Origin of the sequence: Caballeronia sp. GAWG2-1, assembly GCF_023631405.1 — a bacterium.
In the GTDB taxonomy this organism is placed as follows: domain Bacteria; phylum Pseudomonadota; class Gammaproteobacteria; order Burkholderiales; family Burkholderiaceae; genus Caballeronia.
The window spans coordinates 284,271-300,716 of the sequence record NZ_JALQDD010000031.1 but is presented as its reverse complement, the minus strand read 5'-3'; the positions used below and the strand labels follow the sequence as shown (position 1 = coordinate 300,716).

Sequence of the window (16,446 nt, the reverse complement as noted above, 5' to 3'; positions counted from 1 at the left end):
CAGTCTCGCGATTATCGGGCTCGCAACGCATCTACGATACTCAGCCTCGCAGCACGTACGGCAGGCAGAAAGCCACCGACGAACCCCATGATCATCGAGAATAAAACCGTTTGAATAACGACCGATGGCGTGAGCACGAACCGGAACGACAGGTCCGCGAACGTCTGGAAATTGGTCGTCGAAAACGAAGCGAACTGCATGAGTGCCGCGCAGCCGAGGCCGACGAGTCCACCGGTGAGTCCCAAAAGCAGCGCTTCGAGCAGAAACGCAATCAACACATCGAAGCGCTTGAAACCTAACGCGCGAAGCGTTCCAATCTCCGCGACCCGGTTCGCGACCGAGGCATACATGGTGATCATCGCGCCGATCATCGCTGCTATCGAAAAGATAATCGAAAGCGTGATGCCGAGAATATTGATGAACGTGGATAGCGCCTTCGACTGATCGCCGTAGAACACTTGCTCGCGCTTGGCTTCATCGGCAAGACGAGGATCGACGTCGATATCCGCGCGAAAGCGGTCGAAGGCATCGCTGCGGGCAAGCCTCACGACCATCGACGAATAACTCGTGCGGCGAAACGACTGCATGAGTTGATCGACATCGCCCCATATCTCCGAATCGAAGCCGCTGCCGCCTGCATCGAAATGGCCCACCACGGTCCAGTCGCGCTGAGCGAAGCGCAGATGATCGCCAATGCGCGTGCCCGCAAAGCCCTTGGCGATACTGCTGCCGACGATGATCTCCGATGACCCGTGACTGAACATGCGCCCCGCCGTAAGCCTCACTTGCGGCCGCAGTTCGACGCCAGTCGGCGATACGCCGCGTATCACGACATTCGCTGGCGTATTCGAACCGAGCTTATAGAGCGAGATGAGCACCACGGTCTCTTTGGATGCGAAGGGCTCACCCTCGCCATTCATCGCGACAGACGGATGCATCTCCATCACGTTCGCCTGACTGCGGTCGATCGAGCTTTGAATCTCCGTTTCCGCGCCTTTGCGAATGACCACGACGTTATCGCGTTCGCCCGTGGACACGAGCGTTTTCTTGAGTCCCGCATCGAGCATGAGCACGGTCGAGAACACGAAGACGACGAGCGCGAGACCGCCTGCGGTCAACATCGTCGTGAGACGGCGAGCCCATAGATTGCGCGCGATGTATGAAACGGGAATGGCCATATGCTCGCCTTATCCGATCGCTCGCAAGCCTTCGACGATCCGCACGCGGCTCGCCTGCACCGCCGGTACGATCGCCGCCACCAGCGCGATGACGAACGCGCAGGCAGCTTGCAGCATCATCGTTTCGTGCGAGACGCGAAAGACCGGAAACACGCCGCCTGTCGCATTCTTGAAGAAATCGGCGACCGGCGGTGTCGCGAGTATGCCGATTGCACCGCCCATCGTGCAAATCGCCAGCGACTCGCCGAAGACGAGCACGCTAAGAAACGTGGGTCCGAATCCAAGCGCCTTGAGCGTGGCGTATTCGACGGTGCGTTCGCGTGCGCTCATGGCCATTGCATTGGCCATCACGGCCATGATGATGAGAATCACCACGTAAGAGACGACACGTATGGCCGCAATGATCTGATTAGACATCGCGACGAAGCCCAGCTGAAACGCTTGCTCGGTTTCGGTAAGCGTCTCCGCAAGCGAGTTCTTGAAGACGTTATCGACATTGCGCGATACGGTGGCCGCCTGATCCGGATTTCCGATGCCCACGACATACACGCCGACCTGATCCACTTGACGCTTGGTGGTCTTGCGAATCGTCTCGTTGAGATACTCCCAGTGAAAGATGAGTTGCCGCGTGATGGTCGATTCGTCGCGCCCTTCCATGATGCCGCGCACCACGAAGTCCCACGTTCCTGGATAGATCGTCCCCTTGAGAGGAATGACGTCGCCCACTTTGAAGCCGTATTGCGTCGCAAGCTGTCGCCCGATGAGCACGCCCTTGCGATCGCTCTGGTAATCGGAGCGCGCTTGCGGTGTGACGATATACTCGGGATAGAGATCCAGATAGTTGTCCGATACCGCGAATTGCGCGAAGAAATTCTTGGGGTCGCGATAGATGCCGCCGAACCAGTTCGAGCGTGCAACCAGCGTCACGCCATCCACGCCGCGAATGCGATTCTCGTATGCAAGAGGCAGCGGAAACACCAGCGAGATCGCATTGCGAGTGACCAGGCGCGCGTTGGATGCCGCAGCCGCGCCCGCGTACCACGCATCCACGACCGTATGCAGCAGGCCGTATGCAAGCACCGCAATCGTGAGGCCCAGCACGGTCAGCGCCGTGCGGAGCTTGTGACGCGTGGCATTGCGCAGAATGAGCTTGAAGACGAACATGATTCAGCGCACCGCGCCGTCGATCAACTCGCCCTTCTCAAGATGCACCAGCGCCTTCGCGGCATTGGCGGCATGCGCGTCGTGCGTGACCATGATGATGGTCTTGCCAACGCGTTCATTCAGGCGTTGCAGCATCGTCAGGACTTCGGCCGCGGAGGTGCGGTCGAGATCGCCCGTGGGTTCATCGGCGACGATCAGCTTCGGGTCGGTAATCAAGGCGCGTGCAATCGCCACGCGCTGCTGCTGGCCGCCGGATAGCTCCGACGGATAGTGAGTCGTGCGCTCGCTCATGTTCACCATGTCCAGCACCATCGCGACACGTTCACGCCGTTCGGCGCGCGAGAGGCGCGTGAGCATCAGCGGCAATTCGACGTTCTCGAATGCGGTGAGCACCGGCATCAGGTTATAGAACTGGAAGATGAAGCCGACATGAGCCGCGCGCCAGTCGGCAAGCGCGGACTCCGGCAAACGCGTGATATCGAGCCCGCCGACAAGAAGCTCGCCGCTGTCCGGTCGGTCGATGCCCGCGATCAGATTGAGCAACGTGCTCTTGCCCGAGCCGGACGGTCCCATCAACGCGACGAAGTCCCCTTCGGCGATGGACAACGAGATGTCGGTCAGCACGGGCACCGTCTGCACGCCGCGCCGGTATGACTTTACGACGTGACTGATCTGGACCAGAGGTGCGGTGCTCACGTTACTTCTTCGCCAGCGTAACGCTGGTGCCGTCTTTGATCTTGTCGTTTGGCGCGAGTACCAGCGTATCGCCTGGCTTGACGCCTTGCACCGCGAGCAGGTCGCCGATATGTTCACCCGTTGTCACGGGCCTCTGAAGCGCCTTGTCGTTCTCGACGATGAACACGACCTGCTTGCCATCGCGCGTGACCACTGCTGCGGGCTGAACGGCCACCAGCGCCTTCTTCTGTTCAGGCGGTACGGGCTTCGAAAGGAACGCGACCTTCGCGCTCATGTCGGGCAGCACGCGTGGATCGTGTTCGACGAAGCGCACTTTCACGAGGACCGTGGCCTTCGAACGATCGACCGTTGGCACGATGCGCGATACACGTCCCGAGAAGCGAACATCGGGCAGCGCGTCGAGCTGCATTTCGCATGGTTGATCGACCATGATCTTGCCGATGTTCGACTCCGCGACATCCGCCTCGACTTCGAGCGTCTTCATGTCCGCAATCGTCACGACCGCACCCTTGCTGTCCGATGCCGACGAGAACGGCGTGATGTTATCGCCCACGTTCGCATGCTTTTCGAGCACGACGCCATCGAAAGGCGCACGAATGATGGTCTGGTCGACGGCTACGCGCGCCGCGAGCGCATTGGCTTGCGCCGACACGATCGTGGCTGCGTCGCTATTCACGGCTGCCTTGGCTTTGTCGAAGCGGGCGCGGTCGCTGTCGTGCTGAGACGCGGGAATCGCGCCTTGGGGAGCGAGGATATCGGAGCGCTTGAGACTGATCTCTGCGTCCCTCAACTCGGCGCGTTGCAACTCGAGGTTGGCTTGAGCGACTTTAACTTGCGCCTCGGCTTGTGCAAGCGAAGCGGACACATCATCGCGTTCGAGCCGCGCAATCACCTGGCCTTCCTTTACAGGCGTACCTTCGAGTACACCAAGCCATTCCACGCGGCCCTGTCCCTTCGATGCGACCGCCGCCTTGCGTTGCGGCACGACGTAGCCAGTCGCGTTGAGAAGCGTATAGCTTTGCGATGGATAAACCGACGTGACCGTAGCGGTCTCCACCGTTTGCGGCCCGGCAAAGCGCAAGCCGATGCCCACGAGTACGAGAATGATCGCCGCGACGAGCACATAGCGAAGCCACGGACGCCTGCGTCGCGGGACGACGGCAGCGGGACTGCGGTCGATCTTGAGTTTGTCTAAATCGTGTTCAGCCAATTTATCTGGAGTCGCGCCGCGGGTGACCTTGGAGCCGCTTGAGGACGGCTATCCGGTCGTGGGTCGTCATGCAATGGACAGGCAACCAGTATAGCGCCCGCAGGCCCGCCCGCTTTCATTGCCTTTACTGGGTCGACGGAATTTTGCATGCGGTATGCCGACTACAAAATGCCATGTCTTTAACGATAGTCGGAAATTCAAGTGCCGCGCGCATGCTTGAGATCGAGCGCAATGAAATCGACGAAAGCCCTTATGCGCGCGGACATCTGATGCCGTCCGGAGTACACGGCGTAGATGTCCGCATTGGGCGTCTCGTAATCGGGCAATACGGCGACGAGCCGGCCATCCGCCAGATAGTCTGCAATGTCCCATTCAGCTCGCATCAGAATGCCGTGTCCTTCGAGCGCCCATTTGACGGCGATTTCGCCATCGTTGGTCGTGAGATTGCCCTTGATGCGCACCGCCTCCGTCTTCTGCGCAGCACCCCGCCCGCTCGTCAGCCGCCAAACGCCGTACGCTTCGTCGCCTTGCCGGATGCCGATGCAGTTATGCCGCGTGAGATCGTGCGGCGTCGCAGGCAAACCGTGCGTGGCGATATAGCCCGGCGCCGCGCATAGCAGCCGACGATTCGACGCGAGACGCCGCGCGACCACACGCGTATCCGGTGGCTCGCCGAAGCGAATGCAAACGTCGAATGTGTCGTCCGTGAGCGGCGGCGGCGCGACCGACAACTGCAATTGCACCGACACTTGGCGGTGCCGCGCAACGAATCGAGAAATGGCGGGCGCCACATGACTGCGCCCGAAGCCGAGCGTCGCATTCACGCGAAGCAGACCCTTTGGACTCTTCTTCGCGCTGCCAAGCAGCTCCGCAAGTTCGTCGATTTCGTCGAGAATGCGCCGCGCACGCTCCAGATAAAGCTCGCCCTCTGGCGTGAGCATCATGCGGCGCGTCGTGCGATTGACGAGTGGCACGCCTGCCCGCGCCTCCATTTGTGTCAGGCGCTTGCTTACTGCCGCTGCCGTGAGGCCCAGTTCCCGCGCCGCTGCGCTCAGGCTGCCCGATGTCGCGAGCGTCGAGAAAAAGCTCAGATCGGCCGGCTGAACGGTCTCCGCCATGCGCCCTCACTTTTGAATCAAAGTTAAAGATGCTTTGAGTTTAGCACCGGTTTCTTATCCTTAAGTTGGGTAGAGTGAGCTCACACACCCACATCGAGGAACGGAGACATGAAAACTTATCGCATCGCAACCATCCCCGGCGACGGCATCGGCAAGGAAGTCATCCCCGCTGGCCAGCAAGTGCTCGAAGCGCTTGCCAAGACGTCGCGTAATTTTGCATTCGAATTCGAGAGCTTCGACTGGGGCGCGGACTATTACCGTCAGCACGGTTCGATGATGCCCGCCGATGGCCTCGATGCCATCCGCGACAAGGACGCAATTCTCTTCGGTTCGGCAGGCGACCCCGGCGTGCCCGATCACATCACGCTGTGGGGCCTGCGCCTGAAGATCTGCCAGGGCTTCGATCAATACGCCAACGTGCGCCCGACGCGCATTCTTCCCGGCATCGACGGGCCGCTCAAGCGTTGCAAGCCCGAGGACCTCAACTGGGTGATCGTGCGCGAGAACTCCGAGGGCGAATATGCGGGTGTGGGTGGCCGCGTGCATCAGGGTCATCCGATCGAGGCGGCAACCGACGTCTCCATCCTCACGCGTGCCGGTGTCGAACGCATTATGCGTTTTGCATTCAAACTCGCGCAGTCGCGTCCGCGCAAACTGCTTACGGTCATCACCAAGAGCAATGCGCAGCGCCATGCCATGGTGATGTGGGACGAAATCGCGCTGCAGATTTCAAAAGAATTCCCGGACGTGAAGTGGGACAAGGAACTGGTCGATGCCGCCACCGCGCGCATGGTCAACCGTCCCGCCACGCTCGATACGATCGTCGCGACCAATCTGCATGCCGACATCCTGAGCGACCTGGCCGCCGCGCTCGCGGGTAGCCTCGGCATTGCACCGACCGGCAACATCGACCCGGAACGCCGCTATCCGTCGATGTTCGAGCCGATCCACGGTTCCGCTTTCGACATCATGGGCAAGGGGCTTGCCAACCCGATCGGCACTTTCTGGTCGCTCGTCATGTTGCTCGAACATCTGGGCGAAACGGAAGCCGCCAAGCGTGTCATGGATGCCGTCGAAGCCGTGACAGCCGATGAATCGCTGCATACCGGCGATCTCGGCGGCAAGGCGACGACAGCGCAAGTGACGGCTGCCGTGTGCGCGTTTGTCGAACGCGTGGAAGCCGCAGCCGCCTGAATCCGCATTTTGTATGCGATGGACCCCGGCCGCGTGCCGGGGCGCTTGACCGCGATGCAACGCACATCGCGGCAACAGGACGTTCGCGCCTAACGCCTGAGTCTTTCCGCACCGTTCCTTAGAAGAGCACCGCTCGCCTCCCAAGGAGGAGACACATGCATACCCCATCCGAGTCCGGCGTGGAAGCCCGCGTCAATCGCAAGCTGGCATTGCGCATCATTCCGTTCGTCATGCTGCTTTACTTCATCAGCTTTCTCGACCGCGTCAACGTCGGTTTTGCCGCCATGACGATGAACAAGGCCATCGGCCTGTCGCCCACCGCCTTCGGACTGGGCGGCGGATTGTTTTTCATCGGCTACTTTCTGTTCGAAGTTCCGTCAAATCTAATTTTGCATAAAGTCGGCGCGCGCATCTGGATTGCACGCGTGATGGTCACGTGGGGCATCGTCTCCGTTGCATCCGCATTCGTGGCAGGTCCGACGAGCTTCTACGTCCTGCGCTTCCTGCTCGGCGTCGCGGAGGCCGGATTCTTCCCCGGCGTGATTCTTTATCTCAGCCTCTGGTTTCCGGCCAAGCAGCGCGCCGTGGCCGCCGCATGGTTCATGGCAGCCGCGCCGATCTCGACCGCCATCGGCTCACCGTTGTCTGGCGCGATCATGCAGATGCCGCCGATCTTCGGGCTCGCAGACTGGCAGTTGCTCTACATCATCGAAGCGATTCCGGCTATCGTGCTCGGCTTCGTCGTCCTCAAATATCTGACCGACACGCCCGCCCAGGCACACTGGCTCGCGAGCGAAGAGCGCGAATGGCTCATTGCAAGGCTGAAAAGCGAAGCCGACGCGAAGCAAGCGAATGCGGGGCATACGGAAGGCGCTTTGAATGCATTACGCGATCCGCGTGTGCTGGCGCTAGCGCTCATTTATTTCGGCACGTCGGCGGGTCTTTATACGCTCGGATTGTGGGCGCCGCTCATCATCCGTCAGTACGGTTTCAGCGCGCTGGAGACGGGGCTCATCAACGGCATTCCGAGCGTGATCGCCGTCATCGCGATGATCCTGTGGGCCCGGCATTCGGACCGCACGCAGGAACGCACGTGGCACGTGGTCATTCCGTGTGCGCTGGCTTGCGTCGGCTTCTTCTTTGCAGGTCAGGCGACGACGGCGCTCTTTATCGTACTCGCGCTCATCGTGGTCAACGTGGGCATCAGCGCCGCCAAGGCTCCGCTCTGGGCCATGCCGAGCATGTTCCTCTCCGGTGCAGGCGCGGCGGCAGGCATTGCGATGATCAACTCCATCGGCAACCTGGGTGGCTTCGTGGGACCGTTCGCCATCGGCTGGCTAAAGAATTCAACCGGTAGCTATGCCGCGGGCCTGTACGTCGTGGGCGCGACGCTCGCCATGTCGGCGGTCATCACGCTGATGTTGAGCCGCAAGGCGAAGAGCGAGCGGGAGCATGCGGCGGCCGCGCGAATGTGAAGCTGCGCGGCTTTTATTTTAAGATAGCCGCTTCATCAGACTCAGCGCGTGCGCCAGAGGAAGCGAAGTGCTTTTATCGAAGAGAAAGAGTAAGACGGCTATCGGCGCGGCTGGCATGCTGCTAAGTGTATTCATTATTTTGCATGCACCTTGCGCGTGGAGTGCTTCGGCCGATGCAGGCGTTGCGAGCGGCGCGGGCATTTTGTCGGCGGACGCGCTCCCTGCCGACTTCACCGGCGACGATCCTCAACACGTCAGAGACGCGCTTAGCGGCAAGCCGTCGCCCAGCCAGCCGCCTTCCATTACTAGCCGCCTGCGCGGCTTTCTGGACCGTCCGCTGCAACGCTTGCGCAAGTCCACGCAATCCGCATCCGCGACGCAGACAGCGGCGCAAGCACAGGCAAATGCGCAAGCCGATCCCACTTTTGCATTCGTTATTCCAGCGTCTTACGGCGTCCGATACCAGACGAAAAAGAAGCTGCTTAGTGTGAACGTCTCCCTTGCCGCGCCCACGCAACCGGACGCCATCCTGCTCAAGGAGACGGTGAAGGGCCAGAGCGGTCGCAAACTGGTCGTGGCGCCCGAGGCCAAGGCTAAAGGCTTCGTCCAGACTTTCGACGTAATTCAGCTTGGCGTTGAAGGCCGCGCAAGAACGAACGTGCGCGGCGGTGCAATCCTGGCCGATTTCGATAAGACGCACGGCGACGGCGACTTTGCGATTCTGCTGATCTGCACGCTAGAGCCGCCATATCTCATCGACCGCGTCGAACATAACGACCCCACGGATGAAGAGCCGACCGACATCACGCGTAGGACATCCACGCTGCATGGTCGCGTCGATGCCGTCTGGCTCATCGATCGCAAGACGGGAACTATCGTCACCAAGCGGCTCAATCTCGTGAAATAACGCTCAAGCGTCGAACGTCGCGTTCGAATCCAATGGATAAACCGGCCGCTTGAGATTGCTGAACGAGAAAAGCTCATAGTCCGAGCTCGTGACGCCCCGGCTGTCGCACTCCACCAAACCACCGGCAATCGGCACGAACACCGGCCGGCAATACATGCGCGACTTGAGGATAAGAAAGCGCGCACCGCGTGGATCGATACCGACGCTCTCGAATACACCGAGATCCCAAGGCTCATGCGTGCGTTCGGTGACAAGAATCCGCGCGGCCGGTGTCTCGATGACGGCGGCGCGGCCCATATAAGCGCGCTGGCCGGTATAAGTCGGACCGCTGATGATGTACTCGCCATTCGTCAGGGCACGCACCACGCCTGTCACCTCGAGCGGAAACTTGCCGCGCGATGCGACGCTCGGGAGCTTGTTGCCTATGCCGACTGTGACCGTCGCGCCGATGCCAGCATCGAATAAGGTTGCCACTGCTTGCGGGTCGCATAGCGGGCCGACGACGATGCCATCGAGCCCTTGTACAAGGGCTTCTTCGAATGCGTCGGTGGTGTCGCACGTGCCGCCCGACATGCAGTTGTCGCCGTGATCGAGCAGCAAGACGGGCTTGTCGGCTTCTTGCGCCAGCTTCACGCCTTCCGCGATAGATGCTGCAAGCGGTGCGCTGCGATAAACGAAGGCCTCGCGCTCCTTCCAGATCTGCTGCGCGATCTGGTTCGCGACTTTTTGCGCTTTGTCGATGTCGCCGTTTGCAACCACGACTACGCTAATGCAAGGCGACGCGATATCCGCGAGAGAAAAGCCCGACAGCACCGAGACTGCGAGCACTCCTTCCTCTCCCTCCGCTGCGCGTGCCGCTTCGATGGCGCGCTTCATCGCACCGCTTGCCGTCGCGCTTCTCAACGTATGCGTGAGGAGCGGCGGTTGGGCCCACGCGATGACAGGGGTCACCCTTTCATCGATGAGATTGAAAAGCAGGCGGGCCGCGTGCTCGCCGCTTTCATACATATCCACGTGCGGATAGGTCTTGAAGCTCACGATCACATTTGCATTGTCGATGATCTTCTGCGTGACGTTCGCGTGCAGATCGAGCGAGACCGCAATGGGCGCGTGCGGCACCGCCTTGCGTACACGTTCGAGCAAATCGCCTTCGCCGTCCGGCGAATTTTCCGCAACCATGGCGCCGTGCAGGTCGAGCATCACTGCGTCGCATCCTTGCGCGGCTTGGACGATAGATGCGCATATCGCGTCGTAAGCTGCTGCGGCGACCGGGCCGCTAGGATTCGCCGATGCGGAGATAGGCGTGACGATCTCCGCCTTTAGGCGTTCGGCGGCGTCGATGAAAGCAGACATCGCGGTGCGCATACCCGCGTTTTCCTGATATGCGGCTTCGTTATAGCAAGGGCCGTCGCGACCGAATGCTTCGAGCGGTGTCGCCACAGGCGAGAAAGTATTGGTCTCGTGATTCATCCGGGCGATCAGAATTTTCATGCTTACGCTCCTTCTTGAGCCGGTGCATTTGCGGCACGCAGCATGACTTGAAGCAGCACGTTACAGCCTGCTTCGAGATGATCGGCCTGCGCATCCTCTATTTCATTGTGGCTGATGCCATCCTTGCACGGCACGAAGATCATGGCAGCGGGCGCGACGCGCGCAAGGTACACCGCATCGTGACCCGCGCCGCTTATCGCATCCATCGACGTATAAGCTAGTGCATTGGCGCTGTCACGCACCGAATCGACCAGCGATGCATCGAACGGTTGCGGTGCAAAGTAGACCACTTCGTCTACCGCTACAGGCAACGACGACTTGGCGCACATGTCACGCAGGGCGGCATCCATCTCATCGAGCGTGGCGTCGTCGGCAGCGCGGAAGTCGACGGTTAGCTTCACACGGCCCGGGATCACATTGCGCGAATTCGGATGCACGTCCACCCAACCGACCGTACCGCGTCCATGCGGAGCATGCGAGATCGCAATGCGATTGACCTCGCGGATAAGATCGGCTGCCACGAGCAACGCGTCACGGCGCAGTTCCATCGGCGTAGGTCCTGCATGCGCCTCCATCCCCTCGATGGTCACGTCGTACCATCGTTGACCGAGCGCTCCCTGCACCACGCCGATTACTTTGTCATTCGCTTCGAGCACTGGCCCTTGCTCGATATGCGCTTCAAAATAAGCACCGACGCGATGCGCCGCGACGTGTTCACCCTCATAACCGATCGACGCGAGCGCATCGCGCACGGAGATGCCCTCGCGATCCTTTTGCATCAGCGCGTAATCGAGCGTGAACGCGCCAGCAAAGACGCCTGAGCCCATCATGACTGGAACGAAGCGCGACCCTTCCTCATTGGTCCAGACCGCGACTTCGAGCGGCGCGACAGTGGGTACATCGTTGTCGTTCAAGGTGCGCAGGACTTCGAGGCCGGCGAGTACGCCATAGTTGCCATCGAACTTTCCGCCTGTCGGTTGTGTGTCGATATGACTGCCGGTCATAACGGGAGGCAGGTCGTCACGCAAGCCCGCACGACGCGCGAAGATGTTTCCTATTGCATCGATGCGCACCGTACATCCAACTCCCTTCGCCCAAGCGACGAAGAGATCGCGCCCTTTCTTGTCGAGTTCGGTTAACGCCAGACGACACACGCCACCTTTATGCGTCGCGCCGATGCGCGCGAGTTCCATCAGGCTGTTCCAAAGTCGCGCGCCGTCGACGCGCAAGCCAGCATGCGCTGGCAGATCGAGCACTTGCATCGGAATTCCTTCGATAGTTGCAGATGAAAATTGTCAGCCTTCGATGAACTCAAACGACGCCGACACCTAGATAGCGGTCTTTAACGGAGTCGTCGGCAATGAAGACGTCGTTGCTGGCTTCGTACACGATACGGCCTTGCTCGATGATGTAATGTCGATCCGCAAGCTGAGTACAGACCTCGAGATTCTGTTCGACCAGCAGGATTGCCACGCCCGCTTCCCGAATCAGCTTGAGTTGCGCCACGATCTCTTCGACGATCACGGGTGCAAGGCCTTCCACGGGTTCATCGAGCATCAGAAGCCGCGGATGATTCATGAGCGCACGGCCGATCGCCAGCATCTGCTGCTCACCACCCGACAGTTGACCACCGCCATTCGTGCGGCGTTCCTTCAAACGAGGAAAGATGCGATAGATGTCCGTCAACTGCCAAGGCGATTGCTTACGGGCGCCAAGACGAAGATTCTCTTCCACTGAAAGCAGCTTGAAGATACCGCGATGCTCCGGAACAAAACATATCCCGCGCGCGGCAATCTTGTGCGGCTGCATTTTCGCTACTTCAATGCCTTTGAACTTCACACTGCCCTGTTGCGGGGTTACGACGCCGGCAATACTCTTTAACGTCGTCGACTTTCCCGCGCCATTGCGGCCAAGCAAAGTGACAGTCTCGCCGTCCCGAACACTAAGCGTCACGCCTTGCAAGACGTGACTTTTCCCATAGTATCCGTGGATATTCTGTGCTTCGAGCATCAGGCACGGCCTCCGGTAATCATGTTGCCGAGATATGCGGTACGCACGCGCTCGTCGCCGCGAATATCGGCAGGCTTGCCTTCGACCAGGACACGCCCCTGCTGCATGACCGTGATCGTGTCGGAGATATCCATCACGATATCCATGTTGTGCTCGATGAGAACGACGGTATAGTCGTCGCGCAAACTGCGGATCAGTTGCTTCATGTCGTCGAGATCGTCGATTCCCATCCCGGAAGTCGGCTCATCGAGAAAAATTGCCTTGGGACGAGCCGCGAGCGCCATGCCTACTTCAAGTCGCCGCTGCTGACCATGCGAAAGCGCGCTTGCGAACGTCGACGCGAAACGTTGCAAAGAAAGGCGTTCAAGCACGGCATCCACTGTCTCGCGATGCTCAAGCGCACCACGCGGCGGCGTCCACGCATTGAGCGCGCGCTTTGCGTCCACGCCTTGCGCCGCGAGGCGAAGATTCTCGCGCACGGTCAGATTGGCGAAGAGACTCGTTACCTGGAACGATCGCGCGATGCCACGCTTCACGCGCCGATGATCGGGCTCATGTGTGACATCGTGTCCGTCGAACGTGATATTGCCCGCCGTGATGGGCACGGTGCCCGTGAGCACGTGGAACAGCGTTGTCTTGCCCGCGCCATTCGGACCGATGACCGAATGGACCGTATGGCTCGCTATACGCAAGTTCACCTCGGTCAAGGCGGCGAATTTCCCATAGCGCTTGACGACATTCCTCGCTTCGAGAAGGGCCGTGCTCATGTTGCCTCTCCCTGATTGCGCCTGACGGCGCGCCAGACGCGTTCGCCAAGGCCCCACAAGCCACGCTGCATGAAAAGACTTACAGCGATCAACACGAGCCCAAGCAGGAGCAGCCAGCGCGGCCAAAGCGTGCTCAACCAATCAGCGAACAGCACATAGAAGGCCGCACCGAGGACCGATGAAAACAGATTTCCCGTACCGCCAATCACCGTCATCACGAGAATCATCTCGCTCGTGTGATAGTCGATGTTAGACAGCGGCGCGATACCGGTCATCATGGCGTGCAGCGCGCCCGCCAAACCCGTGACCGCACCGGAGATGACAAAGGCCGCGAGCTTGAAGCGCCTGACGTCGTACCCGACCGCGGCCGCTCGGGCTTCATTGTCGCGAATAGCCAGCAATGTGCGACCGAATATCGAATGCGAGACACGCATCATCAGCCAGAATGCGAGCAAGAAAAGCACCGCCACGAACGCGTAATACTGCCAGGGTGAGGTTATCGAAAAGAGCGTCTTGCCGAAGATGGACAAAGCGGGACGGGGGATATCGAGAAGACCGTTGTCACCGCCAGTTAGATCGGGCGTCGTGTAGGCGAGAAAGTAAAACATCTGGCCGAATGCGAGCGTCAACATCACGAAATAGGCACCGCGCTGACGGATGGAAAACCATCCGACGATGGCTGCGGCAACCGCTCCGGCAAGCACCGCCCCTAATAAGGCGACGGGAGCCTGTAGACCGAATTTCGCCAGGATGAGACCCGCGCTATAGCTGCCTAGTCCAAAGAAAATGCCTTGTCCAAAAGAGAGCAACCCTGTGTGTCCCAGGAGCAGATTGCACCCCAAGGCCGCAAGCGCGTAGACAAGTACTTCGGTCGCAAGCGAACCCGAACGTATCGTCATGGGCAATATGCAAACGACCAATAAGGCAAGGAGCAAGAAGCGATAGCGATGAAGCGCTTGCCGGGGCGACGAGCTTTGCGGCGCGTCGACGTCCAGCGCGTTCGAATCCTGTTTGGAAATCACACTGCCCTCCCGAGCAATCCATTCGGACGCAGCAATAGGACAGCGGCCATCGCGACATAGATCATGAGCCGCGCGCCTTCGGGCCATAACGTGCTCATCACGCTTTGGACAATACCGACCAACAAGCCGCCAACAAGCGCGCCAAGGAAATTACCCATGCCGCCCACCACGACAACCACGAAGGCCACGCCCAAAGCTTCGATACCCATGAATGGATCGACGCCGCGTATGGGTGCGGCGAGGACGCCTGCAAGCGCTGCCGTGCCCGCGCCGAGCGCGAACACGAGACTGAAGACGCGCGTCACATTGATACCGAGCAAGGACACCATCTCGCTGGATTCACTGCCCGCGCGAACGGCGCTACCGAGCCGCGTGCCTTCGAGTACCCACCAGAGAATGGCCGCGAGCACAGCCGTGAATCCGATCACGAACAGGCGGTATTTCGGATAGACGAAGCTGCCCCAGATCACGACGCCATTCAGCACATCCGGCACCGCTACGTTGTCGCCGAGCGGTCCCCATAGGATGATTGCGCACTCCTGCAGCACGAGTGCGAGGCCCACTGTCGCGAGAATATGAAACTCGTGCTGCTGCGCATAGACGTGCCGCAATACGATCTTTTCTACTATCCACGCAAGCACGCCTACTACAACCGGCACGACGATGAGCGCCATCCAGAAGCTCATTGACCACTGCATCGCCTGATAGCAAAAATACGCACCAAGAAGGTAGAACGCGCCGTGCGCGAAATTCACGAAGCGCAGGAGCCCGAATACGATCGACAAGCCGACCGCAAGCAGAAAATACAGCATCCCCACGCCGATGCCGTTCACGACCTGCAACAGATAAACGTTCATGGCCTTGGCTCAAAAGAGAAACGGCGCGAACGCGCTTCAGGCGCATTCGCTTCCAGCTTGTGCCTAAGCATTGTCAAGCCATCTTGCATTGCGTCTTGTCGAGCGGAAGGAACGATTGTCCTGAACTGACGATATCGGCGTAGTCGTCCTTGTCTTTCATCTTGCTCTTTGGCTTACCCTTGAGCAAATAATAATTCTTGAGCACCTGATGGTCGCCTGCGCGGATTTCCTCAGGGCCCGTCAGACCTGAATACTTCATTCCTTCCAGCGTCGCGATGACTTTCTTGGAGTCTGCCGTACCTGCCTTCACGATGCCGTCCAGCAAAATCTTGGTACAGATATACGATCCCGCAAGACTGTAGTTCGGGTTCGCCTTGAAGGCCGCATTGGCGCGCTTGACGAGATCCTGATTGAGCGGGGAATCAATTGCGTGCCAGTACTGCGCGCCGAAATACACCCCTTCGCAGATGTCCGGACCCAGCGCTTCGAACTGCTCCAGACCGGACGCCCAGGCCATGAGAATCTTGCAGTTGTTCTTCATGCCGAAGCTCACGGCTTGTCGCAACGTATCCGACGACTGTGAGCCAAAGTTCAGAATAAGCAGGACGTCCGGCTTGGCCGCGACAGCGTTGGTCAGATATCCGCTGAATTCTTTTTCGTTTAGCGAGTGATAGCTGTTGCCCACATGCTCGATGCCCTTTTCCTTGAAGATGGCTTTAGCAGCGGATAAAAGACCATCGCCAAAGACGTATTGTGGCGTGATGGTGTACCAACGCTTGGCCTTGGGGAACGTCTGAATGAGCGGTCGAACCGTCTGCTCTATTGCGCCGAAGGTCGGCACCGACCACCGAAACGTCGCGCTATTGCAGTCTTTCCCCGTGAGCTCGTCGGCGCCCGCCGTAGTGATGAAAACGCCGCCGGCCTTCTCCACTTCCTTACCCATTGCAAGCGCTTCGGACGAAAGAATGCCGCCTGCAAAATAGCGCGCGTTTTTCTGTTGGGCTATTTCCTGAACGCGACGCACCGCGGTCGCGGGCTTGCCTTCGGTATCGAGCGTGGTATATGCGAGCGGCTGACCGAGCACCTTGCCATACTGTTCGATCGCGAGCTTCATGCCGAGATCGGCGTATTTGCCGTTTGCCGCAAAGGGTCCGGACATCGGCACCGGGCAGGCAAACTGAATCGGCGAACCTTGAGCGAGCGCGCTGCGCGACATGAGCGCCTCAAACGATCCGGGAACGGCCGACAGCGCGGCCAGCTTCAACATATTTCGGCGATTCAAAATTGACGCTCCTTGAGAAGAAGACCTGCGCGGCCACCTTGCGTTTTTTTCGTGGTACGTTCATGCGTCGGTTTA

15 protein-coding genes are annotated in these 16,446 nt (G+C 59.6%); 3 read left to right on the top strand and 12 right to left on the bottom strand.

Features of this window, described 5'->3' with window-relative positions; genetic code table 11:
* Positions 1 to 11 precede the first annotated feature (11 nt).
* The 5 genes from NCR98_RS21640 to NCR98_RS21620 all read right to left on the bottom strand — a co-directional run bounded on the left by NCR98_RS21640 (position 12) and on the right by NCR98_RS21620 (position 5,366).
* The gene (locus NCR98_RS21640; protein ID WP_250527232.1) at positions 12 to 1,178 is read right to left on the bottom strand and encodes an ABC transporter permease; all 1,167 of its coding nucleotides are present in this window, start codon (positions 1,176 to 1,178) and stop codon (positions 12 to 14) included.
* 9 nt (positions 1,179 to 1,187) lie between these two features.
* Entirely contained in the window at positions 1,188 to 2,342 is a 1,155-nt protein-coding gene (locus tag NCR98_RS21635; protein WP_250527231.1) for an ABC transporter permease, read from the bottom strand.
* Positions 2,343 to 2,345: 3 nt separating this feature from the next.
* Positions 2,346 to 3,038, bottom strand: a complete 693-nt coding sequence (locus NCR98_RS21630) for an ABC transporter ATP-binding protein (RefSeq protein WP_244831275.1) — start codon at positions 3,036 to 3,038, stop codon at positions 2,346 to 2,348.
* Between the two features lies 1 nt (position 3,039).
* Complete coding sequence (locus NCR98_RS21625; RefSeq protein ID WP_250493988.1) at positions 3,040 to 4,248, bottom strand: efflux RND transporter periplasmic adaptor subunit; 1,209 nt, start codon at positions 4,246 to 4,248, stop codon at positions 3,040 to 3,042.
* A gap of 197 nt (positions 4,249 to 4,445) precedes the next feature.
* On the bottom strand, positions 4,446 to 5,366 hold the full coding sequence (locus NCR98_RS21620) for a LysR family transcriptional regulator (protein WP_250493987.1): 921 nt from the start codon (positions 5,364 to 5,366) through the stop codon (positions 4,446 to 4,448).
* A gap of 108 nt (positions 5,367 to 5,474) precedes the next feature.
* Between NCR98_RS21620 and NCR98_RS21615 the strand changes: the two genes are divergently transcribed.
* The 3 genes from NCR98_RS21615 to NCR98_RS21605 all read left to right on the top strand — a co-directional run bounded on the left by NCR98_RS21615 (position 5,475) and on the right by NCR98_RS21605 (position 8,942).
* Entirely contained in the window at positions 5,475 to 6,560 is a 1,086-nt protein-coding gene (locus NCR98_RS21615; protein WP_244831272.1) for a tartrate dehydrogenase, read from the top strand.
* 155 nt (positions 6,561 to 6,715) lie between these two features.
* Positions 6,716 to 8,035, top strand: coding sequence for an MFS transporter (locus NCR98_RS21610; RefSeq protein ID WP_250493986.1), 1,320 nt, complete (start codon positions 6,716 to 6,718; stop codon positions 8,033 to 8,035).
* Positions 8,036 to 8,150: 115 nt separating this feature from the next.
* Positions 8,151 to 8,942: a hypothetical protein gene (locus NCR98_RS21605; protein ID WP_250510526.1), complete on the top strand. Its 792-nt coding sequence runs from the start codon at positions 8,151 to 8,153 to the stop codon at positions 8,940 to 8,942.
* A 3-nt stretch (positions 8,943 to 8,945) separates the two neighbouring features.
* Here the strand turns inward: NCR98_RS21605 and NCR98_RS21600 are convergent, their stop codons facing one another.
* The 7 genes from NCR98_RS21600 to NCR98_RS21570 all read right to left on the bottom strand — a co-directional run bounded on the left by NCR98_RS21600 (position 8,946) and on the right by NCR98_RS21570 (position 16,371).
* Entirely contained in the window at positions 8,946 to 10,433 is a 1,488-nt protein-coding gene (locus NCR98_RS21600) for a M81 family metallopeptidase (protein ID WP_250527230.1), read from the bottom strand.
* 2 nt (positions 10,434 to 10,435) lie between these two features.
* Complete coding sequence (locus NCR98_RS21595) at positions 10,436 to 11,695, bottom strand: Zn-dependent hydrolase (protein ID WP_250527229.1); 1,260 nt, start codon at positions 11,693 to 11,695, stop codon at positions 10,436 to 10,438.
* A gap of 49 nt (positions 11,696 to 11,744) precedes the next feature.
* Entirely contained in the window at positions 11,745 to 12,443 is a 699-nt protein-coding gene (locus NCR98_RS21590; RefSeq protein ID WP_409014797.1) for an ABC transporter ATP-binding protein, read from the bottom strand.
* Positions 12,443 to 13,210 (bottom strand): ABC transporter ATP-binding protein, encoded by a 768-nt coding sequence (locus NCR98_RS21585; protein WP_250527228.1) that lies wholly within the window; start codon positions 13,208 to 13,210, stop codon positions 12,443 to 12,445. Before NCR98_RS21585 ends, NCR98_RS21590 begins: the two co-directional genes overlap by 1 nt.
* Positions 13,207 to 14,205: a branched-chain amino acid ABC transporter permease gene (locus tag NCR98_RS21580; protein WP_250527304.1), complete on the bottom strand. Its 999-nt coding sequence runs from the start codon at positions 14,203 to 14,205 to the stop codon at positions 13,207 to 13,209. The genes NCR98_RS21585 and NCR98_RS21580 overlap by 4 nt, the downstream gene beginning before the upstream one ends.
* Before the next feature lie 23 nt (positions 14,206 to 14,228).
* Entirely contained in the window at positions 14,229 to 15,089 is an 861-nt protein-coding gene (locus NCR98_RS21575) for a branched-chain amino acid ABC transporter permease (RefSeq protein ID WP_244831266.1), read from the bottom strand.
* 73 nt (positions 15,090 to 15,162) lie between these two features.
* Complete coding sequence (locus tag NCR98_RS21570; RefSeq protein ID WP_250527227.1) at positions 15,163 to 16,371, bottom strand: ABC transporter substrate-binding protein; 1,209 nt, start codon at positions 16,369 to 16,371, stop codon at positions 15,163 to 15,165.
* Positions 16,372 to 16,446: the final 75 nt, after the last annotated feature.

What these genes read in the sequence shown, in the direction of transcription:
- NCR98_RS21640 (WP_250527232.1), bottom strand. Translation starts at nt 1,178, where the DNA reads ATGGCCATTCCCGTTTCATACATCGCGCGCAATCTATGGGCTCGCCGT.
- NCR98_RS21635 (WP_250527231.1), bottom strand. Translation starts at nt 2,342, where the DNA reads ATGTTCGTCTTCAAGCTCATTCTGCGCAATGCCACGCGTCACAAGCTC.
- NCR98_RS21620 (WP_250493987.1), bottom strand. Translation starts at nt 5,366, where the DNA reads ATGGCGGAGACCGTTCAGCCGGCCGATCTGAGCTTTTTCTCGACGCTC.
- NCR98_RS21615 (WP_244831272.1), top strand. Translation starts at nt 5,475, where the DNA reads ATGAAAACTTATCGCATCGCAACCATCCCCGGCGACGGCATCGGCAAG.
- NCR98_RS21610 (WP_250493986.1), top strand. Translation starts at nt 6,716, where the DNA reads ATGCATACCCCATCCGAGTCCGGCGTGGAAGCCCGCGTCAATCGCAAG.
- NCR98_RS21605 (WP_250510526.1), top strand. Translation starts at nt 8,151, where the DNA reads ATGCTGCTAAGTGTATTCATTATTTTGCATGCACCTTGCGCGTGGAGT.
- NCR98_RS21600 (WP_250527230.1), bottom strand. Translation starts at nt 10,433, where the DNA reads ATGAAAATTCTGATCGCCCGGATGAATCACGAGACCAATACTTTCTCG.
- NCR98_RS21595 (WP_250527229.1), bottom strand. Translation starts at nt 11,695, where the DNA reads ATGCAAGTGCTCGATCTGCCAGCGCATGCTGGCTTGCGCGTCGACGGC.
- NCR98_RS21590 (WP_409014797.1), bottom strand. Translation starts at nt 12,443, where the DNA reads ATGCTCGAAGCACAGAATATCCACGGATACTATGGGAAAAGTCACGTC.
- NCR98_RS21585 (WP_250527228.1), bottom strand. Translation starts at nt 13,210, where the DNA reads ATGAGCACGGCCCTTCTCGAAGCGAGGAATGTCGTCAAGCGCTATGGG.
- NCR98_RS21575 (WP_244831266.1), bottom strand. Translation starts at nt 15,089, where the DNA reads ATGAACGTTTATCTGTTGCAGGTCGTGAACGGCATCGGCGTGGGGATG.